This is a genomic window from Pediococcus sp. AC40 (genome assembly GCF_030252485.1).
In the GTDB taxonomy this organism is placed as follows: domain Bacteria; phylum Bacillota; class Bacilli; order Lactobacillales; family Lactobacillaceae; genus Pediococcus; species Pediococcus acidilactici.
Genome location: NZ_CP127012.1, coordinates 179,529 through 199,336, shown reverse-complemented (window position 1 = coordinate 199,336; position 19,808 = coordinate 179,529). Strand labels below are relative to the sequence as shown.

At 42.4% G+C, this 19,808-nt stretch carries 20 protein-coding genes; 4 read left to right on the top strand and 16 right to left on the bottom strand.

Going from position 1 to position 19,808, the window contains the following annotated elements; translation table 11 throughout:
• Positions 1-37 precede the first annotated feature (37 nt).
• Positions 38-1,702 carry a glycosyltransferase family 8 protein gene (locus NL111_RS00905; RefSeq protein WP_285110334.1) on the top strand — a complete coding sequence of 555 codons (1,665 nt, stop codon included), beginning with the start codon at positions 38-40 and terminating at the stop codon, positions 1,700-1,702.
• A 318-nt stretch (positions 1,703-2,020) separates the two neighbouring features.
• Here NL111_RS00905 and NL111_RS00900 read toward each other — a convergent pair whose 3' ends face one another.
• Positions 2,021-2,185, bottom strand: a complete 165-nt coding sequence (locus NL111_RS00900; protein ID WP_002830928.1) for a hypothetical protein — start codon at positions 2,183-2,185, stop codon at positions 2,021-2,023.
• A 192-nt stretch (positions 2,186-2,377) separates the two neighbouring features.
• Between NL111_RS00900 and NL111_RS00895 the strand changes: the two genes are divergently transcribed.
• Positions 2,378-3,232, top strand: a complete 855-nt coding sequence (locus tag NL111_RS00895; protein WP_002830577.1) for a patatin-like phospholipase family protein — start codon at positions 2,378-2,380, stop codon at positions 3,230-3,232.
• A 48-nt stretch (positions 3,233-3,280) separates the two neighbouring features.
• Here NL111_RS00895 and NL111_RS00890 read toward each other — a convergent pair whose 3' ends face one another.
• Positions 3,281-4,171, bottom strand: coding sequence for an ArsR/SmtB family transcription factor (locus tag NL111_RS00890; protein WP_002830578.1), 891 nt, complete (start codon positions 4,169-4,171; stop codon positions 3,281-3,283).
• Between the two features lie 259 nt (positions 4,172-4,430).
• On the opposite strand from NL111_RS00890, the gene NL111_RS00885 reads away from it, so the two are divergent.
• Both NL111_RS00885 and NL111_RS00880 read left to right on the top strand, forming a co-directional pair.
• Positions 4,431-5,411, top strand: a complete 981-nt coding sequence (locus NL111_RS00885; protein ID WP_285110333.1) for a glycoside hydrolase family 43 protein — start codon at positions 4,431-4,433, stop codon at positions 5,409-5,411.
• An 11-nt stretch (positions 5,412-5,422) separates the two neighbouring features.
• Entirely contained in the window at positions 5,423-6,673 is a 1,251-nt protein-coding gene (locus NL111_RS00880; RefSeq protein WP_036672466.1) for an oligosaccharide MFS transporter, read from the top strand.
• A gap of 303 nt (positions 6,674-6,976) precedes the next feature.
• On the opposite strand, the gene NL111_RS00875 is transcribed toward NL111_RS00880, so the two are convergent.
• The 14 genes from NL111_RS00875 to NL111_RS00810 all read right to left on the bottom strand — a co-directional run bounded on the left by NL111_RS00875 (position 6,977) and on the right by NL111_RS00810 (position 19,787).
• Complete coding sequence (locus NL111_RS00875; RefSeq protein ID WP_002830582.1) at positions 6,977-8,275, bottom strand: pyrimidine-nucleoside phosphorylase; 1,299 nt, start codon at positions 8,273-8,275, stop codon at positions 6,977-6,979.
• A 22-nt stretch (positions 8,276-8,297) separates the two neighbouring features.
• The gene (gene deoR, locus NL111_RS00870) at positions 8,298-9,248 is read right to left on the bottom strand and encodes a DNA-binding transcriptional repressor DeoR (RefSeq protein ID WP_002830919.1); all 951 of its coding nucleotides are present in this window, start codon (positions 9,246-9,248) and stop codon (positions 8,298-8,300) included.
• Between the two features lie 12 nt (positions 9,249-9,260).
• Entirely contained in the window at positions 9,261-10,526 is a 1,266-nt protein-coding gene (locus NL111_RS00865; protein WP_002830917.1) for an NCS2 family permease, read from the bottom strand.
• A 34-nt stretch (positions 10,527-10,560) separates the two neighbouring features.
• Positions 10,561-11,835 (bottom strand): NupC/NupG family nucleoside CNT transporter, encoded by a 1,275-nt coding sequence (locus NL111_RS00860; protein WP_005918766.1) that lies wholly within the window; start codon positions 11,833-11,835, stop codon positions 10,561-10,563.
• A 13-nt stretch (positions 11,836-11,848) separates the two neighbouring features.
• Positions 11,849-12,553, bottom strand: a complete 705-nt coding sequence (gene deoD / locus NL111_RS00855) for a purine-nucleoside phosphorylase (protein WP_204201411.1) — start codon at positions 12,551-12,553, stop codon at positions 11,849-11,851.
• Positions 12,554-12,565: 12 nt separating this feature from the next.
• Positions 12,566-13,756 (bottom strand): phosphopentomutase, encoded by a 1,191-nt coding sequence (locus tag NL111_RS00850; RefSeq protein ID WP_285110331.1) that lies wholly within the window; start codon positions 13,754-13,756, stop codon positions 12,566-12,568.
• Positions 13,757-13,794: 38 nt separating this feature from the next.
• The gene (gene deoC / locus NL111_RS00845) at positions 13,795-14,442 is read right to left on the bottom strand and encodes a deoxyribose-phosphate aldolase (protein WP_285110330.1); all 648 of its coding nucleotides are present in this window, start codon (positions 14,440-14,442) and stop codon (positions 13,795-13,797) included.
• Between the two features lie 422 nt (positions 14,443-14,864).
• On the bottom strand, positions 14,865-15,452 hold the full coding sequence (locus NL111_RS00840) for a peptidylprolyl isomerase (protein WP_285110329.1): 588 nt from the start codon (positions 15,450-15,452) through the stop codon (positions 14,865-14,867).
• 115 nt (positions 15,453-15,567) lie between these two features.
• Positions 15,568-16,182 carry an HAD family hydrolase gene (locus NL111_RS00835; RefSeq protein ID WP_119178758.1) on the bottom strand — a complete coding sequence of 205 codons (615 nt, stop codon included), beginning with the start codon at positions 16,180-16,182 and terminating at the stop codon, positions 15,568-15,570.
• A 59-nt stretch (positions 16,183-16,241) separates the two neighbouring features.
• Positions 16,242-17,213, bottom strand: a complete 972-nt coding sequence (locus tag NL111_RS00830) for an SIS domain-containing protein (protein WP_373192507.1) — start codon at positions 17,211-17,213, stop codon at positions 16,242-16,244.
• 59 nt (positions 17,214-17,272) lie between these two features.
• Positions 17,273-18,106, bottom strand: coding sequence for a PTS system mannose/fructose/sorbose family transporter subunit IID (locus tag NL111_RS00825; RefSeq protein WP_002830593.1), 834 nt, complete (start codon positions 18,104-18,106; stop codon positions 17,273-17,275).
• Between the two features lie 11 nt (positions 18,107-18,117).
• Positions 18,118-18,900, bottom strand: a complete 783-nt coding sequence (locus NL111_RS00820) for a PTS mannose/fructose/sorbose/N-acetylgalactosamine transporter subunit IIC (RefSeq protein WP_002830594.1) — start codon at positions 18,898-18,900, stop codon at positions 18,118-18,120.
• Between the two features lie 12 nt (positions 18,901-18,912).
• On the bottom strand, positions 18,913-19,383 hold the full coding sequence (locus NL111_RS00815) for a PTS sugar transporter subunit IIB (RefSeq protein ID WP_002830908.1): 471 nt from the start codon (positions 19,381-19,383) through the stop codon (positions 18,913-18,915).
• A gap of 2 nt (positions 19,384-19,385) precedes the next feature.
• Complete coding sequence (locus NL111_RS00810) at positions 19,386-19,787, bottom strand: PTS sugar transporter subunit IIA (protein ID WP_002830907.1); 402 nt, start codon at positions 19,785-19,787, stop codon at positions 19,386-19,388.
• Between the last annotated feature and the right edge of the window lie 21 nt (positions 19,788-19,808).

The following is a 19,808-nucleotide window of genomic DNA, read 5'->3' as shown; positions in this document are numbered from 1 at the left end:
ATTTATATAATGGGCACACAAATCAAAAAAGGGGTGGATGAATTTGAAAAAAATTAATATCTTATTGGCAGCGGATCACAATTACGCTGACCAGCTATGCATTACCATTAAAACTGCTTTAGAAACTTTAAATTCAGCAACCCGGGCCCATTTCATCGTTTTAACCAACAACCTTGGTGACCAAACCCGGGCACTGCTAGACAAATTGATGCATAACTTTCATACGATTGAGTATTTAAATCTCGATGACGAACGTTTCGATTTTTGTCCAACAAACCAACACATCAATAAAACTGCATATTTTCGAATCATCGCCCCTAAGCTATTAGCTTCGCGGCAGATTGACAGACTAATTTACTTAGACGTCGACGTTTTAATTCGAAAAGACCTAACTGAACTTGCCGAAAGCAATTTAAACCAAAACACAGTAGGTGCGGTAATTGATACAGGACAAGCATTCGCGTTGCATCGTTTAGGCGTCGATCCCGTAGTTGCCGCAAGTAACCTCTACTTTAATTCTGGCATTATGGTAATTGACGTAGCCCAGTGGAACGCTCATCGAATTACGGAAAAAACCTTGGCATTCATCAGAAATCATGCCGACCGAATTATTTTCCACGACCAGGATGCGCTTAACGCCGTGTTAGCTGGTGAAGTACAATTCCTTCATCCAAAATGGAATTTACAAAACTCGATTATTTTCAGAAAACACCGGCCAATTAACCAGGGGTATGCTGAACTAATCGACGAAGCCATTAAGGAACCTAGCATTGTCCACTTCACTACTCACGAGAAGCCTTGGAAGGACCTCACCGTTCATCCATATTTAGATGAATATCATGAAGAACTTGGCGAGTTAGAAATGCACCGCGGAGTGATTAACGTTATCTCGGCAGCCAACTCGGCCTTTACTCAAGCGCTCGCCACTTCTTACGTTTCAATTTTAGAAAATGATCCGGATCACCAATACAATTTCTTCTTGTTACCTGATCATCTCACGGATCGCGATATGATGTTATTAGGCAGCATCATTGCCCGCTATGACAACGCCACAATTAAAGTTGTGGAAGTTAACGAAGAATTGTTGGCAAACGCAGTAGAAAGTGACCGGATTGTTAAAACGGCTTACTACCGCATCTTAGCTCCGGCACTGTTGCCATCCATCAACCGGGCAATCTATCTCGACTGCGACATCATCGCTAACACGAGCTTGCATGAATTATGGCAAACTAACCTAGAAGGCAACGTAATTGCTGCCGTAGAGGATGCTGGATTCCACGACCGGTTAGAAAAGATGGGAATCACTAAAGAAAACGAAAAGTACTTTAACTCGGGAATGATGCTAATTGACCTTGTGCGTTGGCGGGCGCGGTCGACAACCCAAAAAGTTTTGGATTACATTAACCAAAATCCGGAAAAGTTGCGTTTCCACGACCAAGACGCCTTAAACGCCAACCTTTATGATGACTGGCTCCACTTGCATCCGCAATGGAATGCCCAATCTAACATCATAATGGAAACCATTTTCCCACCGCGGACCGAGCTGCTGGAGCCCTACGCGGAAACTCGTGAGGATCCTAAGCTAATTCACTTCTGCGGTCACGTAAAACCATGGCACGAAGGTTGCGAGCATCCGTATGCCGATGTGTACCTGAAGTACCACGAAATGGCTAGCAACCAAGGTGTTAGAGTTAGCGGTTAGCTCTAAATCAACCACTAAACTAATCGAAGAATCCCCTCATTTTTCAAAAATTAGCTAGTTGCTAATCCGCTAAACTCGCTTAGAAAAATGAAGCTGGAAAAAACTAGAAAAATACTTTTCAAGGATGAAAAGGTCCTCAAAAAGTTGTTTTGGTGTTTTGACTTCAATAGAGCCAAAACGTGTGCCAAAAGTCAGTTTGTTCCGCTCAACCAAAAATAGGGACTAGAGAAAAATTTCTCCGGTCCCTATTTGGTGCGTTAATCGCGCTACCGATTGCTCATACATACCTATAGTAATATTAATTCCACTTCTTTTACGTTAACGATGATCCCGTTTCTTTTGTTCTTCCATTATTTTTTGGTTCTGTCGTTCACCGTCTTTAATTTTTTGCTGGTATTTACGCCTACCCCAATACGCTTTAATAATAAAGGGAATTTGAATAATCCCGTAGATTATCAAAGCGATAATTATAATTCTTATCATCAAATTCACTCCCTGCTTTGCCACGTATTTTATTTACTTTGATTATCCACCATCTTACTATTTTTCCTTAAGAAAGTCGTCTTTTAAAAACTTCCGTTAAAAATCACTTACCTTCCCCAAAACTCGTTTGCCAGTGACCCATTAAAAGCGCTAAAATAGCGTCTGTAGATTCTACAGGAAGAAGGGATTCCATTGGAAAAAGCAGCTTTAATTTTAGAAGGCGGCGCACTGCGGTCATTTTTCACCAGTGCGGTATTAGATTATTTCATTGATCAAGAGATGGAATTCGAGTATATTCACGGCGTTTCAGCCGGCACGATGTGTGCAATGAATTATATTTCCAAGCAAAAGGGACGCTCTAAAGATGTTAATTTACATTTCTTACATGACAAACGTTACATTGGTTTCAATAATTTAGTCCGTAATGGTGGTATTTTCAACCTGGACTTCCTATTTTCTCCAGAATGTTATGCTTACAGTCCGTTTGATTACATGGCTTACAAAGATAGCCAGCAAATTTTTGAAATTACCGCAACTAACCTATTGACTGGGAAGGCTGACGTTTTCCGAAAAACCGATACCGAGGGCCAGGAGGAAGCCATCAAAGCTTCCGCTAGCATGCCGCTGCTATCCAGCATCCGGGTTGTTAATCACCAACCATACCTAGATGGCGGAATTGCGGATTCAATTCCTTTCAAACGTGCTCAAGAACTGGGCTACGAAAAACTAGTCATCGTTTTAACGCGCGACATCACCTATCGAAAAGCCGAGAATAGCCGAGCAATGAACCGGCTAGTACGGATGAAGTATCGGGACTTTCCTCAATTTGTTTCTGCTTTTGAAAGCCGTCCGCGGCGTTACAACGAAAGCCTTGAGGAGATTGAACGCTTAGAACGGGAAGGAAAAGCCTTTGTAATTCGGCCCCAACAACCGGTCACCGTTTCCCGCGTAGAACGGGACAATAATAAGCTCATGGATCTATACCATCAAGGAACGGCAGTAATCGAAAGTCAAATGGCTGATCTACGCGCATTCTTGAAAAATTAAACCACTTAAATTAAAAAAGATCGCTAACCCCGAGGGCTGGCGGTCTTTTTAGCTATAAAAAGCGGATAACTCGATATTTTGGTCGTAATTACCAAAGCCTTCCCCAAAAATAGTACAGCCTCCTGACTTCTTGGCATCGGGCTTAATTTCAAAACGAATCGTCCAAACGTCTTTATTAACGGGCAAATCCGCTAAGCAGACTTCCGTGAACGGTTGCCCATCTAGATAAGTGCCGTGGTCAGTAATTCGCAACGTCTTTAGAATTCCATATTGGTTAACGTTATCCGGGACCCAATCCGGAGTGTACTTTCCACGAACATCAGAAAAGTCGCCTGGTGAACGCCAAGTTCCAATTTCCTTGCCATTAATGGAAAAGGTGATATCTGATGGCCAAGTATTGTTGGAAAACGGAAATTCCGATCCCAGTTCCATAGACAAATCGAGCATTTCCAAGTGTTCATCAATATTGATAAAGTTGGGAGTCTGGTATTCTACATAACCGTCGTTAAACCAAATCATTCCGGCGTTCATCCGCTCGGGCAGCATAAAGTATTTAGGGTTATCAACGTTGCCAATATATCCGTCTGGCCCCGCCAACCCGCAGGATGGTTTTACACTAAATTCGGTATAGTGTCCAATCGGAATTCCAGTTTTGTGGACGCTAAACGTCGGATAAATTTGCCGCGGAAACTTAATATCAATCGTATCCACTCGCAAGGAAGAAACCTTTTGGTGCCCCTGCCGTTTACTATGAATAATTTCTGCTTCCGCCAGTTTATTCAAGTGCTTAGTGACGATTGGGCTACTCAAATTTAACGCTTCGGCTAATTCTTGAACACTCATCGGTTGATCCGACAGCAAACGAATAATTTGAAGTCGTACCGAACTTGCCAGTGCTTCATAAACTTTTAACGATGCATCCGAGATATCTAATTGCATATGCCCTCCATTATCAAACCGTTTACATTTCCTTTTCAATTAATTATATGCCAATAAAAAACCGGTTACAAGCGCTTAATTTAATAATAAAGTTAACGCAAAGAGATTTTTTTACAGATTCCTTCCAAAGATTAACAAAAAGGGTTGACAACGCTTTCAAGCGGTCATATATTGCTCGTGTAATAAATGCTTCACGAACCTTTCGAAAGTTTCCACACCATTTTTTTACAATTCATTTTCATAAAAGGAGTATCTCACTATGATATCCGCAACTGATTACGTTAATCCACTCATTGTACAACGGGCGGATCCCTATATTTATAAGCACACCGACGGTTATTACTACTTTACCGCTTCGGTTCCAGCCTATAATCTGATTGAAATTCGGCGCGCAAAAACCTTGAATGGACTAGCCCATGCGGCTCCCCGTACGATTTGGCGTAAACATCCCGATGGTAGCGGTCCAATGAGCCAGCTCATATGGGCTCCCGAATTACATTACATCGATGGAAAATGGTTCATTTACTTTGCCGCTGCCCACACTAAAGAATTCGACCACAACGGCATGTTTCAACACCGGATGTATTGCTTAGAATGCGATAATCCTAACCCCATGCGCGACGAAAGTGATTGGGTTGAACGCGGTCAGGTAAAAACGCCGCTAGATACCTTCGCCCTCGACGCCACCGTTTTTAAGGCGCACGACCGTCTTTACTACGTTTGGGCGCAAAAGGATCCGGCCATCAAGGGAAATTCCAACATTTACATCGCTGAAATGGAAAATCCGTGGTCCCTGAAGAGTGAACCAGTAATGTTAACCAAACCTGAATACGATTGGGAAACTAAAATTTTCTGGGTTAACGAAGGTCCCGCGATCTTGCACCGTAACGGTAAGTACTTCTTAACCTACTCGGCAAGTGCTACTGACGAAAATTATGCCATGGGAATGCTAACTATCGACGAAGACGCCGATTTATTAGACGCCCGTAATTGGGCTAAGTCGCCTACTCCAGTTTTCCAAAGCAATTTGGCCATTCAACAATACGGTCCGGGGCACAATTCCTTCACCGTGGCCGAAGACGGTAAGACTGATTTATTAGTTTACCATTGCCGTAACTATACCGACATCAAGGGCGATCCGCTTTATGATCCCAACCGTCACACCATGGTTCAACCATTTGGCTGGACGGCGGACGGTCGCCCTGATTTTGGCAAACCCGTACCTTATAACTATGAATAGGGGTGTACAACATGAACAATACTAAACCACAATCTAAACATTTCTGGGGGTTTCCCCTCACGCATTTTAGTTACTTCTTCATCTGGGCAATCATTAACGGATATCTCACCCTCTGGATGGAACAAGTCGCTCATTTAAACGGTACCGAATCAGGAGCCGTTTTCTCCATGATGGCTGGAATTTCGTTAATTTTCCAACCAATTTTCGGGGTGGTTTCGGATAAGCTATTATTTAAAAAGACCTTAATTTTAACCATCTCGATCGTCGCGATTTTTATTGGCCCTTATTTCCAGTGGGTTTTTATGCCGATTTTACACATTAACGCCTTCCTCGTGGCCTTTGTAACCGGGACTTTTCTCAGCTTCGTACTTAACGGCGGAGTTTCTGTAATCGAACAGTACGTCCAACGGGCAAGTTTGGCAAACGGCTTTGAATACGCCCACTCCCGGGTTGGAGGCTCCGTTGCGGGAGTTGCTGCTTCACTAATTGCCGGTCCCATCTTTCTCTGGTCCCCAAACTCCATCTTTTGGGCTTGTACGGTAGCCGCAATTATTCTAACCGGATTGCTACTCTTCAGTGATAAAATCGATCTTGAAAATGCCCAAGCTGCTGGCGACACATCCAACTCATTGAATTTAAAAACCGTTATGTCGGTCTTTAAATTGAAAAATTTATGGATCCTCGCGATTTTTTACATGGGCGCTTCAGCACTTTATGACGTTTTTGATCAACAATTCATCATCTTCTTCAAAATGTTCTTCCATACTGCTGCTCAAGGAACTTTAGTTTATAGCTATATGACCTCAGCTCAAATTGCGATTGAATTTTGCCTGATGTTCCCGATGCCTTGGATCATTAATAAAATTGGCTCTCGGAACGGCTTAATTATTTACGGGTTTATTACCGCCCTTCGGATTTTAGGTTCTGCACTTGCGCCAAACTGGATTTGGCTGGTTGGATTCCGCCTATTAGCCGGTTTGGAAATGCCATTGTTACTAACTTCAATCATGAAGTACATCGCTGGAGCGTTTGACATTCGCCTTTATGCAACCGTTTACGCGCTTGCTTCTAACTTTGCCAAGCAAGTTTCCGTCTTCATTTTCTCTTCGGTTGCAGGAAAAATGTACGACGTGATTGGCTACCAACACACTTACCTAATCATGGGATTATTCGTTTTTGCCATCACCCTGTTTGCTACCTTCACCCTTAAAAAGGAAGACCCGGTTCAAGCTGGTGAAGTAGACGCTAAGAATCCCGATTGACCCGCATATAAAATTTAATTAAAAAACCGTAATTAACCTGCTTTTCAAGCTAGTTAATTACGGTTTTATGCGTAAAAAGGGGCTGGAAAAAATACTTTTCCAGGATAAAAAGGTCCTTAAAAAGTTGTTTTGGTGTTTTGACTCCAATAGCGCCAAAGTCAGTTCGTTCCGCGTAACCTAAAATTAACCATCATGCCCAATTCAGGCATGATGGTCAATTTTCAGTTAATGCTCGCAAACTACCCGACTTTTGCTCCATCCTCTTTTTGTTAGCTATTTGTTATTAAATAAATTCAAACACAACTACTTAATAATTTTATGCACTAATTGAATCGGTTGAGCATCCGTGCCGATTTCAATGTTGTTATATAGTAGTTCCTTAATGTTGGCTACGTCCGCCGTATTGCTATGAATGGTCAACAAGCTTTCACCTTCCGCAACGGCGTCGCCAACTTTTTTGTGTAATTCAATTCCCACCGCGTAATCAATCACGTCAGTTTTGGCCTGACGACCACCACCAAGTAACATGGCCGCAATCCCAATTTCGTCAGCCGTCATTTTCGTTACATAACCTGCTTGGGGTGCGGGAAGTTCAAAATGGTATTTTGCCTGGGGCATTAACGTCGGATCTTCGATAACCCGCGGATCGCCTCCTTGGGCAACGATCATCTGCCGGAATACTTCTAAAGCGCTCCCGTTTGCAACAACTTCTTCAAGCTTAGCCCGGGCTTCTGCCAACGTGGCCGCCTTTTTGGCAAGTACCACCATTTGACTACCTAACGTCATTACTAATTCCGTGATGTCTTCGGGACCTTCACCTTTAAGGATTGCAATCGACTCTTGAATTTCTAGGGCATTTCCCACCATGTTACCAAGGGGTTGATTCATATCTGAAATTAGCGCCATGCAGTTCATGCCAACACTCTTACCAATTTTCACTAAGGCATTCGCTAGTTTGACGGCGTCCGCCTCTTCCTTCATGAAGGCGCCAGTCCCAGTTTTTACGTCTAAAACTAAGGCATCCGTCCCTGAAGCGATCTTCTTACTCATAATCGAGCCGGCAATTAGCGGGATTGAATCGACCGTGTCGGTAACGTCGCGCAACGCATAAATTTTTTTATCTGCTGGAGCAACGTTGCCGGTCGCCCCAACGATGGCGACTTTAATGTCACGAACCTGTTTTTTAAACTCTGCTTCCGAGCGTTCCACCTCAAAACCTGGAATCGCTTCCAATTTATCTAAAGTTCCACCAGTATGGCCAAGTCCGCGACCTGAAATCATCGGTACCGGAATTCCTAACGCGGCAACCATCGGAGCTAACGGGATGCTAGTTTTATCTCCCACGCCACCGGTGGAATGCTTATCCACCTTAATTCCCGGAATGTCGGAGAGGTCCAACCGGTCACCCGAATTCAACATTTGCATAGTTAAATTAGCTTGTTCTTCATCAGTCATTCCGTTAAAGTAAATGGCCATCAATAGTGCACTTGCTTGGTAGTCTGGAATTTCTCCATTTGTATAACCTTCTACGAAAGCACTGATTTCCTCTTTAGTTAAAGCGCTTCCATTTCGCTTGTGGTCGATCACGTCAACCATTCTCATCACAATCCCTCCTTCAAATTAATTATTCGTCAACCAATCGTTGGGCGGTTGCTACGTCGGTAATTAAACAGTTTGCGTATTGGCCAGCTAACGCGCCCTTGATTGCTTCATACTTCCATTTTCCGCCGGCTACTAGCACCGCACGTTCTTTGTTACGCAATTCGGCTAGGTCAATTCCAACGGTGCGATTATTCACTTCAGGAACCGCGATTTGACCATCCTGGTCATAAAACCGGGAGCAGATATCGCCTACCGCCGTTTTTTGGATACGCGCGATGTCGCCTTGGTCAAAATAGCCCGTTTGAAATAGCAACGCATCGTCCCGGATGGTCCCAGCGGTAAAAATTGCAATATTTGCCTTTTTGCCTAAATCAATTAATCGCTTGATGTAGCGGTCCTGCATCACCACGTCATGGGTGGTTTGATTTTCAAAAACGACTGGTAAAGGAAATTCGTGTGGGGTGGTGTGAAAGGCATTGCCAAATTTCATCAAGACTTCCTCGTCAAAAACTGGCGTAGGTGAATAGGTAACGCTACCCTTCAGCTCCACCACTTGAACGTCTTCGACGGGCTGAGGCGTCAACGCCTTCGCCACTTCATTTAAAGTCTTTCCCCAACTAACCCCGATTAAGTCGCCATCCTTAACCACTTTGGCTAAGTACTTAGCCGTATACATTCCGAGCTGTTGGGTCACGTTTTGATAATTTTCATATTCAGCGTATACCACGTGAGCCTCGTTTAGCTGATACTTTTCGCACAACATTTTTTCTAACTCTTGGGTACTGGAAAAGGGATCGACAATTTTAATCTGCACAATGCCGTTGTCTTGAGCAAACTGAAGCAGTCGGGAAACTGTCGGCCGAGAAAGTCCCAGCTGTTTGGCAATTTCTACTTGGCCCATCCCGGCTTCGTAATGCATCCGGGCAACTTCCAAGCTTTTTTTAATTTTTGTTTTATCAGTCATCCTGCTCATGGCAACCTTCTCCTAAACCAAAATTGAGTTAAACCCTAGTTGGGCTAAGAATAACAATCCCAACACGTACATAATTGGGTGAACTTCACTCTGCTTGCCCATCGCTAATTTCAAAATTGGGTAGGCCACAAATCCGAACGCTAACCCTGTCGAAATTGAGCCAGTCAAGGGGATCAGCACGATAATCAAAAACGCCGGGAACCAGTCGGTAAAGTCCGCAAAGTTAATGGTGGCCAACTGTTCCATCATTACCGCTCCCGTAATGATGATTACTGGCGCGATTGCCGCTTGGGGCACGTAGCTTAACAACGGAATGAAAAACAACGAAAGCAAGAATAGAATCCCCGAAACAAGGGATACAATTCCAGTCCGTCCGCCACTTTCAATTCCCGAAGCACTTTCAGCCGCCGCAACCGTTGGACTCGTACCCAAGAAACCTGAAATAAAGGTCGTCACCGAGCTCGCTTGAAATGCCTTCCGAAATTGCGATGGGTCCTGTAAAATTCCTTCCAGAATCCCCATCGATTCAAAGACTAAGATCATCGTCATCGAAAATACGGCCAATAAAAATTTGATGGAAAACATTTGGCTGAAATCGCCCTTAAAAAGAATTTCTGAATATTTCGGCAGTTGACTTAAACTAATGGAAGTTGCCTGCGTACCACCGATGTGGAAAAGAACGCCCACTAGACTAGTTACGATAATCCCAATTACAAAGCCACCGGGAACCCGGCGCAAAAAGAGGATTAGGGAGAGTAAGAGACCGAACAGCGCTAATAACGTCGCCGGATTGCTTAAAGAACCGGCTGCCAATAGTGCTCGTTTTCCGCCAGATTGGATCAATTCCGCCTTTTCCAACCCTAAGGTCACCAAAAATAACCCAATTCCTACCGTAATCCCTTTTTTCAGCACGGCGGGAATCGCGTTAGCCAGGAACTCACTCGCCCTGGTAAATGCAATTACCATGTAAATCAAACTACTAAAAATCGAAATGGCGACGGCTTGTTGCCAGGATAGATGCATTCCAACTACCACCGTGTAGGTGAAAAATGCATTTACTCCCATCCCCGGAGTAAGAATTACCGGTGCTTTCGCCCACAACGCCATAATTAAACAGCCAATTGCCGAAGAAAAAACGGTGGCAAATACACTAAGTCCTGCTGGAATTCCCGCATCGCTTAAAATCATTGGATTAACAATGATGATGTAGGAGATTGCAAAAAAACTAGTAATTCCTGCTAAAATTTCGGTTTTTAATCTTGTTTTACTTATTCCCATCAAAATTTGATTTTCCTTTACCAACAATATTTTTTTACCAGACAAAGAGTCCGACCGTTGCTGCCGAAACTAAGGATACCAAAATTCCCGATAGGAGCAGGTAACCCACGTTTTTAGCAACCACGTCGTTTTTCTGCCGGTTAACTAAGCCTTTGAAACATCCGATAATCATCCCCACGGTTGAAAAATTAGCAAACGAGGTCAAAAATACCGTTAACACTGCTTTATAATGGGGCGCAAATTGATTAATCGTGCCCGTCACCTTGCCCATTACGACAAACTCGTTGGTAACTAACTTAGTTCCCATGTATTGCGCAAATTCGAAGGCATCGTGGACGTTTAGCCCGGTTAACCACGCAAACGGGAACATCACGATTCCCAAAATGTGCTCTAGGGTAAGCCAAGGATTAATGATTCCTAGTAGTTTATCCACTAACGCTGCTAAGGCAACGAACGCGATTACGTTGGCGGTAATGATTAACACCAGTTTGCCCGCGTTCAAGATTGAATCACCCAGAAACGAGAAAAATGGTTCCCGCGTTGGCACTTCGTCTTCAGCTACCGTCGCTTCGGCCAGCGTTTCCGAGCCCGAACCCACGTCTTGTGCGCTTGCTGAACTTCCGGACCCCGCCATTGTAGCAATCGTATCCTCTTCAGGCGTTACCGTGACCGGATTCAACATGTTCGTGATGATAATTGCGTTAATCACGTTAATCGGAATCGCCGTGAGGATGAACTGCCCGGGCATTAAACTCGTATAGGCACCGATAATCGAAGCCGTTACGCAACTCATTGACATCATTGCCAAGGTTAGGTTGCGTTCCGCCTTCATTTGTTGGAGTTGTAGGGAAGAAACCGCGAGTGCTTCCGTATTTCCCAGAAACATCATCTCCACCGCAAAGAACGACTCGAATTTCGGCTGTCCGGTTAATTTAGACAATCCGCGACCAATCCACTTGATAATCCACGGTAAAATTCCCACGTACGTTAAAATATCGAACAACGGAATGATCATCAAAATTGGTAATAACGAACTGGTCACGAAGTTCATTGACTTCACGTCCACCCAATCGGCAAGCGCAAAGGCGATCCCTTGATAAGCAACTTGGACTAATTGGTTAAATCCTGCCGAAGCTCCCGCAACAATGCTGCGGCCAATCGGGAAACTGGTTAAAAACCACGCTAAAACGAGGTTAAATACCACCATGATACCGACCGATTTCCACTTGATTTGCTGCCGGTTTTTGGAAAAAAGCACCCCTAAACTCAGGAAAACCACTAATCCAATAATGTTAACGATTAAATACATTAAATTTCGCTCCTTAGCTAATTGCCGTTTCTAACGCAACTTTGATCATGTCATCAAACGATTTTTCCCGTTCTTCCGCGGTAGTTTCTTCGCCAGTGATGATATGGTTACTGATGGTCAATACTGCAAGCGCACGTACGCCATACTTCGCTGCTAATAAGTACAACGCGGCTGCTTCCATTTCTGCACCCTTGACGCCGTATTGAACTAGTTTTTGACGGTCAATTTCGTCATTGTAAAAACGGTCTTCAGACAAAACGTTGCCTACTTGCACTGGAATTTGGTTAGCTTGCGCAACTTGATGCGCCTTTTCAACCATTGCAAAGTCTGCTAACGGAGCGTAATAAATATCCCGACCAAACGTATTTCTAATAATGGAAGAATCCGTACTTGCTCCTTGGGCAATGAGAACGTCCCGGACGTGGATATCAGGGCTCATTCCACCACAGGTTCCCACACGAATCAAGGTTCTAACCCCGTATTCGTTAATTAATTCATTTGTATAAATGGAGATTGATGGAATGCCCATGCCAGTTGCTTGAACGGATACCCGTTTGCCTTTATACGTACCGGTATATCCAAAAGCGTTTCGAATGGTATTATAACATTCCGCATTCTCTAAGAAAGTTTCGGCAATGTATTTTGCCCGAAGTGGGTCCCCTGGTAGTAAAACGGTGTCCGCAATTTCGCCTTTTTGTGCCGCAATGTGTGTACTCATGGTATTTCCTCCTTATTGCAATTCGCTTAAGAAACTAGTTCCAACTTCGTTACCGGCAACGTTAAAATTGTCCAAAATAGTTGCCCCTAAATCAGCGTAAGTATCCCGCACGCCCAGTGATTTACCTTCAGCAACCCTAGGAGTGTAAGCCAACAACGGGACGTATTCCCGGGTGTGATCCGTTCCCTTAAATCCAGGATCATTTCCGTGATCCGCTGTAATAACCAACAGGCCGTCATCCTTTAGGAGTGGCAATAGTTCACCCAGTTGTTGATCAAATTCCATCAAGGCCTTTCCGTAGCCTTCAGGATTCCGCCGATGACCATACATGGCATCAAAATCAACTAGGTTAGTAAAACTAAATCCGGTAAAGTCCTTTTGCGCGTTTTCAATCGTCCGTACCATTCCGTCGTGGTTACTTTCCGTGTGAACCCCATCCGTAATCCCTTGGCCTGAAAAAATGTCGTTAATTTTACCAACCGCTAAAACGGAGAACCCGGCCGCTTTGAGTCGATCCATGTCCGTTTCACTAGTTGGCGCTAAAGTATAATCGTGGCGATCCGAAGTTCGTTTGAAATTGTCCTTATTCGTTCCAACGTACGGGCGGGCAATGATGCGGCCAATCCGGTAAGGTTTATCAATGGTAATCGAGCGTGCGTATTCACAAATTTTGTACAACTCTTCTAGCGGAATTACCGCAGTATTAGCCGCAATTTGCAAAACTGAATCACCAGAGGTATAGACGATTAGCGCTCCCGTCTTCAGCTGTTCTTCTCCATAATCATGAATAACTTCGGTCCCCGAGTACGGTTTGTTTACAATTACCGAGCGACCGCTAAACTTAGCGATTTTATCAATTAATTCCTGCGGAAAGCCGTTAGGGAAAAAGCCTAGAGGTTCTTTAACCGGCACCCCCATCATTTCCCAATGGCCGTCCATACTATCTTTTCCAACGGAAACTTCGTGCATTTTACCGAAGAACCCTTGCGGATGGTCCGCCACCGGAACTCCTTCAATTGGGTGATCAGGCCGAATATTGCTTAGACCTAATTTTTGTAAATTAGGAACCTGGAAGTTGCCCTTCCAAAACTCACCGATGTGTCCTAAAGTATCTGCGCCAACATCGTCAAAATCAGCGGCATCACTAGCTTCACCGATGCCGACCGAATCCGTGACAATTGTAAAAACTCGTTTGAACTTCATTTAAAACCCTCCTAAAACTAAACTGCCTCACTTTATTTTTAGCTATTCATAATCTTGACGCCGGAACTTGCTCCTAAACGAGTTGCCCCGGCTTCGATCATGGCTTCGGCTTCTGACTTAGTGTGAATTCCACCGGATGCCTTAACGCCTAACCGGTCACCAACCGTTTGCTTCATTAGTTTCACGTCCGCTACCTTCGCACCAGCCGTTGAAAAACCTGTCGAAGTTTTTACGAAATCGGCCCCCGCTTTTTCGGAAAGTTCACAAGCCCGAACCTTTTCTTCGTCAGTCAATAAAGCGGTTTCAATAATAACCTTAACGTGCCGGTTTTCAGCATGCCCAGCTTCGACTACGGCTTTAATATCATTGAGAACCGCATCGTCATGGCCAGCTTTAAGTTCACCGATATTAATTACCATGTCTAATTCCGTAGCGCCATTTTGCAACGCATCCTTTGCTTCAAACACTTTGGATGCCGTGGTATTTGCTCCAAGAGGAAAACCAATTACGGTAACCGTGTTGACGTCAGTACCTTTCAACTTATCTGCCACGTACGAAACCCAGTATGGATTAACTACTACGGAAGCAAAATCGTATTCCTTAGCTTCCTTAATGATTTGATCTACCTGTGATTGGGTGGCTTCTGGTGCCAAAATTGTGTGATCAATGTATTTTGCTAAATTCATAATAAAATCTCCTTATTATTTGCTTTTGTTAACGCTTACATAATAGCGCCATTTTTATCATTTGTAAACTTAATCATTGAAAATATGTTAAGTTAAAACGTTTTACCTTAGTGAAAACGGGGCATTTTGCTTTATAGATTAAGGTTTATCCCACAAAATTTTTTATACGACTCTTATTTAAATACGCCAACCACAAAAAAATTCGTCATCAATAATCGGGCTGCGATTATTAACAACGAATTTTTACTTAGATACCAATTGGGGATTTATCGGAAAGTTTGGATGTCCTGAGCTCTCGAATTTCACTTGGTTACAGAAACCGGATGCCTTATCAGCTAAACTTCCACTCCAATTGCGAATGCCAGGTTCAACTTTCCATTTTCGTTAAATCCTTAAAACTGTTCAAAAAATTATTTGAGCGCTTATTCTTCCACCGATACTTTTTCCATCACGACATCTTCTGTAGGACGGTCTTCGTAATTACGATCCACTTTACTAATTGCTTCGGCCACGTCCATTCCTTCAATCACCTGACCAAATACCGTATGATGGCCATCCAACCATGGCGTACCGCCCTTTCGGTAAGCATCTACAATTTCCTCTGGAAACTCAGCCGCCTTTAGTTGCCGGATCATTTTCTTAGGCACGTTGGTATTAGTAACGATGAAAAATTGGCTGCCGTTCGTGTTAGGACCCGCGTTAGCCATCGATAGTGCGCCATTTAAATTGTAAAGCTGGTTGGAAAACTCGTCTTCAAAGGTTTTACCATAAATGCTTTCGCCACCCATTCCAGTACCAGTCGGGTCGCCACCTTGAATCATGAAATCCGGAATCACGCGGTGAAAAATCACCCCGTCATAGTAACCTTGCTTAGCCAATTCAACGAAATTTTTAACCGTCTTGGGTACCAACTCGTCAAAAAGCTGCACCTTGATGTCACCATGGTTAGTTTGAATCGTTATCTTAGTTCCTTTTACGTTTGCTAAATCTAATTGTGGGTATGTCATCATTTTCTCCTACTTCTCTTTTGATTGCTTGGACCGTTCTATTATACTGGAAAAATGGAGAAGTAAAATCAAATTTTAATTTATTGAAGACTTTTTTATCCAACTATCAACGCCAATTTTATTTTTCAATAATACTCCCAAAATCCTCTAAAACCACGTCAGCCAACTTTTGATCTACTGGCGCTGGGACCGCCCACACTTCCAATCCTGCTCGCTTAGCTGCTAAAATTCCTGTAGGACTATCTTCTACCACCACACAATCATCTTTAGAAACATGCAAAGCTTTGATTGTTTCTAGATAGACGTCTGGTGCTGGTTTATTTTTCTTTACCTTTTCACCACTAATCACTACGTTAAAATATTGTGCCAAATCACATTCACGTAGCATCCGATTTATTTCCTTTTCTTCTCCAGCTGATGCTAATGCCAGCATTTTTCCTTGCTTTTGCAACGTTGCAAGAACTTTGGGGACTTGTTTGTCCAAGTATTCTTGATAATTAATTTTATTTTTTTCCAAAAAGGGCTGATACTTTGTTCTAATTCGCTCGCGCTCACTTGGTTCTGGTACTAAATTTTCCCAGACCTTTTCATTTGACACTCCAATATAATCATCTATATCTGAAGAACCAGGGGTCAAATTATTTTCTTTAAAGAAACGCATCCGCCTTTCAAAATAAAATTCTTCAGACCTAATTAAAACGCCATCCATATCAAAAATAAAAGCTTTTTTCACGTAATCACCTCTTTAAAAAAATGGGACCGCCAACAAACGCAGTCCCACTTTTAAAATTTTTAGTAGTTTTCTAATTTCCACATGTAGCGCCGTTTAGTTAGCGGATGTTGCCGTGCAGCCGCAAGTTTTTCTGCGTAAACGCGCATAACTCCTGTAAGTAACATTGGATTAAAGTAATCAATTACATTCTTAGAAGCAATTGATGCTAGTCCATGGTCTTTAGCGTCAATAATTGTTAATTTAGTGTCAAAGCGTTGTAGGAATGCCATTGCCCGTGCGTCTAGGTGGCGCGTCTTACCGTCATTCATAAATAGTAAGTATGGTGTGTCTTTCAAAGCCATTTCAAATGGGCCATGGAAAAGTTCGCCTGAATGAATGGTTGGAGCACTAATCCATTGCATTTCCATAAATAAGAATGAAGCAGTAGAGTAGGCTACATCCGCACTTGCACCACTACCAATCACGTAGATATTCTTCTCATCTTTATAGCGTGCAGCAAATTCTTCTGCAGCAGGATCGACCATCGCAGCTTCTTGGTTAATTAAATCGAATAATCCATCAAATGCTTTTTGTGCGTCTTCATAAAATTCATAACCTTCAAACTGATTTACAATTTCTATTGCTAACTTAAGTGCTAGGGTCATTTTTTCTGTCTTATGTGCGTAGTCTTCTTCAAAACCATGTACTAAACCATATTCAGCTGCATTAATGATTGGTGAATTTGGCATGTGCGATAGTGTAATAACGTGAGCACCTAATTCACGGGCATGTTTGGTAGCTTCAATCGATTCTGGAGTAGTTCCTCCAAGTGAGGCTGTAATGACAATTGTGTTTTCACCAACATCCTGTGGAGTGTCATAATTGAATTCATTTGCTTGCATAAAAGCCGATAAGAAGCGCTTACTTTCGTGCGAAATAAAGTAGTATCCTGGATATAGGTCCGCCATCGACGCCCCACAGCCGGTAAAGATCACTCGGTTAATTTTGCTATTTTTCTTCTTGATATCCGCAATAATTGATTTAGGTGACATGTTCATAATAAAAATTCCTCCTAATATAATTAAAATATTTTATTAACTGATTACTATGTTTAAGCTAAAATCCCTAAAACGCTGAATAATAAACCACTTAAAATACAAATTGTAAGGATCCATCCCGTTTTAACTTTTTTATGCAACAACCAATACATAAAGAAAGTAACCAATAACGGAATCATCTGAGGGAAGATGGTGTCCAATGTCTTTTGGAGATTAAACGTCTTACCCATGTGAATTGGCGTGGTAATTCCAATCATACTTGCAATCATTGATCCGATTACCATTAGTCCAACGATTGTTACCAAATACATTGCTCGGTCCATAATTCCTTGACTAGTAAGTTTCTTCAAAAAGCTATTTCCAGCTGTGTAGCCTAACTTTCCACCGTAGTATGTAACTAACGCTGCCGGAACAAATGAAATTAAGATTGCTAAAATTGGTCCCAAAATACTGCCTTGTCTAGCAAAGTTAACTCCTAAACCAAACGCTAAAACTTTAATAGTTCCTTGGAAAAATGAATCACCAACTCCAGATAGTGGTCCCATCAACGATGCTTTAACCGCGTTAATCGAATCCGGGTTGAACGAAGTGGGTTCACGAGCATACTCTTCTTCCATCGAAGAAGCCAACCCTAGAACAAATGCGCTCGTTTGAGGGGTGCAATTGTAAAAAGCTAAGTGCCGCTTGTAAGCCGCTTTCTTACGTTGCAAATCTTCTTCATTTTTAGAGCTATATAAACTATCAATAGTTGGTGCGATTCCGTACAGAAAGCCTAAATTCATTTGTCCTTCATAGTTCCAAGAGGCCTGGATTGCATAAGAACGCCAGAAGAAGGACCAATACTTTTTTCTTAACTTTTTTGAATCTATTTGTGTATTTTCAGCCATCATCTCACCTCCTAAAGTTCCTCTAAATCATCGTCTTCATCACTAGTTAACCCCTGATCAACGCTATTTTTAGGCAATATTTCGTTTAAAATAATTACAAGTAATGCCGCAAAGATTGCTACACCGGTAACTGACAAACCTGCGTAAGCGGTGATAAAAAATCCTAATAACAAGTATGCAACCGTCTTTTTCGACAGCATCGTTTGCATTAGTAGTGCAAACCCATACGCGGGCAAGATTTTACTTGCTAAATTCAATCCATTAGTAAGCCAAGCAGGAATCGATTGAACAATTTCTTTAACTACATCAGCTCCAAAATAAATGGCAACAAATACGGGTACGAAATACATCAATGAATATAAAATGGGACCCCATAGAATGTGAAACCTTCTAGCTTTGGCAAACTCGCCTTTTTCTATGTCGCTTTCCGCTTTGTGAACAAAAGTAGACATAAACATCCGTAAAAGAATTCCCACCATTTGTCCTAGGATTGCAACCGGAAGGGCGATAGTTAAAGCAGTTTGAGCATTTGTATCCGATAAGATTGCAAAAGCAGTTGCCATCACCGAGCCCAAAACTAGATCCGGCGGAGCTGCTGCCCCAATATTTACTATCCCCATGAATATTAATTCTAGAGATGCCCCAACAATTAACCCCTTTGTTAAATCGCCCAAAGCAACTCCTACTAGGGCCGCCATTACTAGTGGTTGCTCAAAGTTAGTCCGCCCCAGCATTCTGGAATCCATCGTCCCAAATACGGCAATGATTCCAAGTAAAATGGCATTTAAAAGCATATATCTAACCTCCTAAATTAGTTCATTTAAACTTTCTCTCTTAGAGGTTGGTACCTGTTGCATATACAAATCAAAACCTAGATTCTTTAATTCCTGACTACACTTAACTTCTTCTTCCGTTAGAAAAACTGCATTACTGAATCGCTTCGTGTCTGGCCGATTTTTAACACCTCCATAGTTAATTTCTTTAACTCCTTCCAAAAGTGGGACAATCTGTCCAGCTTGTAAAACATCTCCAAAAATAATCATGGTATTACTCTTCAAATTATTTATTTTGGCGATTCGTTCCTTAGCTTGATCAACACTAAACACACTCAATTTAATGTCTGCTGGCTTGGATAATTTCAATGACATTTTCTTGAAATCATCACCAGCCGCAACGTTATCAATTACCACAATTCGTTCAATTCCCTGCGACTTAGTCCAAGCAAAAATCACCTGTCCATGTAATAAACGATGATCAATTCTGATTACTTTAATCATTTTTATTCCTCCTTTGCAGATTCAACCATTTTATTTACGTTAATCAATCCTCGCTTTCCTTCTTGAACTAGTTCATCAAGTGCCTTTAAATCTAAGTCTCCTGAATAAGTTGCTAATGATAGTACTAGAGGCAAATTCATCCCAGTTATCAAAAAAACATTTTTATAACGTAGCACTAATTCAGTCATTGCATTATTAACCGAACCGCCCATCACATCAGTCACGATAATGAATTGCTCATTTACTTCTCGCGTGATCTGTTGGCTAATATCCGAAGCAAAATCGACATTTTCCTCATCATAAGCAGAATATGCCTGAATACTTACCTGATTTCCCACAATCATATCTAACGTATCTTTCATCCCTTTTGCGAGGGCGCCATGACTTGCTAATATAATTTTCAAACCTTATCACCTACCATTTCC

What these genes read in the sequence shown, in the direction of transcription:
- NL111_RS00865 (WP_002830917.1), bottom strand. Translation starts at nt 10,526, where the DNA reads ATGGGAATAAGTAAAACAAGATTAAAAACCGAAATTTTAGCAGGAATT.
- deoD (WP_204201411.1), bottom strand. Translation starts at nt 12,553, where the DNA reads ATGAGTACACACATTGCGGCACAAAAAGGCGAAATTGCGGACACCGTT.
- NL111_RS00860 (WP_005918766.1), bottom strand. Translation starts at nt 11,835, where the DNA reads ATGTATTTAATCGTTAACATTATTGGATTAGTGGTTTTCCTGAGTTTA.
- NL111_RS00885 (WP_285110333.1), top strand. Translation starts at nt 4,431, where the DNA reads ATGATATCCGCAACTGATTACGTTAATCCACTCATTGTACAACGGGCG.
- NL111_RS00875 (WP_002830582.1), bottom strand. Translation starts at nt 8,275, where the DNA reads ATGAGAATGGTTGACGTGATCGACCACAAGCGAAATGGAAGCGCTTTA.
- deoR (WP_002830919.1), bottom strand. Translation starts at nt 9,248, where the DNA reads ATGAGCAGGATGACTGATAAAACAAAAATTAAAAAAAGCTTGGAAGTT.
- NL111_RS00905 (WP_285110334.1), top strand. Translation starts at nt 38, where the DNA reads ATGAATTTGAAAAAAATTAATATCTTATTGGCAGCGGATCACAATTAC.
- NL111_RS00820 (WP_002830594.1), bottom strand. Translation starts at nt 18,900, where the DNA reads ATGCTTTTAAATGCCATTTTACTTGGAATCATTGCCGTATTTGGGACG.
- NL111_RS00890 (WP_002830578.1), bottom strand. Translation starts at nt 4,171, where the DNA reads ATGCAATTAGATATCTCGGATGCATCGTTAAAAGTTTATGAAGCACTG.
- NL111_RS00850 (WP_285110331.1), bottom strand. Translation starts at nt 13,756, where the DNA reads ATGAAGTTCAAACGAGTTTTTACAATTGTCACGGATTCGGTCGGCATC.
- deoC (WP_285110330.1), bottom strand. Translation starts at nt 14,442, where the DNA reads ATGAATTTAGCAAAATACATTGATCACACAATTTTGGCACCAGAAGCC.
- NL111_RS00815 (WP_002830908.1), bottom strand. Translation starts at nt 19,383, where the DNA reads ATGATTAAAGTAATCAGAATTGATCATCGTTTATTACATGGACAGGTG.
- NL111_RS00830 (WP_373192507.1), bottom strand. Translation starts at nt 17,213, where the DNA reads ATGTCACCTAAATCAATTATTGCGGATATCAAGAAGAAAAATAGCAAA.
- NL111_RS00840 (WP_285110329.1), bottom strand. Translation starts at nt 15,452, where the DNA reads ATGATGACATACCCACAATTAGATTTAGCAAACGTAAAAGGAACTAAG.
- NL111_RS00880 (WP_036672466.1), top strand. Translation starts at nt 5,423, where the DNA reads ATGAACAATACTAAACCACAATCTAAACATTTCTGGGGGTTTCCCCTC.
- NL111_RS00825 (WP_002830593.1), bottom strand. Translation starts at nt 18,106, where the DNA reads ATGGCTGAAAATACACAAATAGATTCAAAAAAGTTAAGAAAAAAGTAT.
- NL111_RS00900 (WP_002830928.1), bottom strand. Translation starts at nt 2,185, where the DNA reads ATGATAAGAATTATAATTATCGCTTTGATAATCTACGGGATTATTCAA.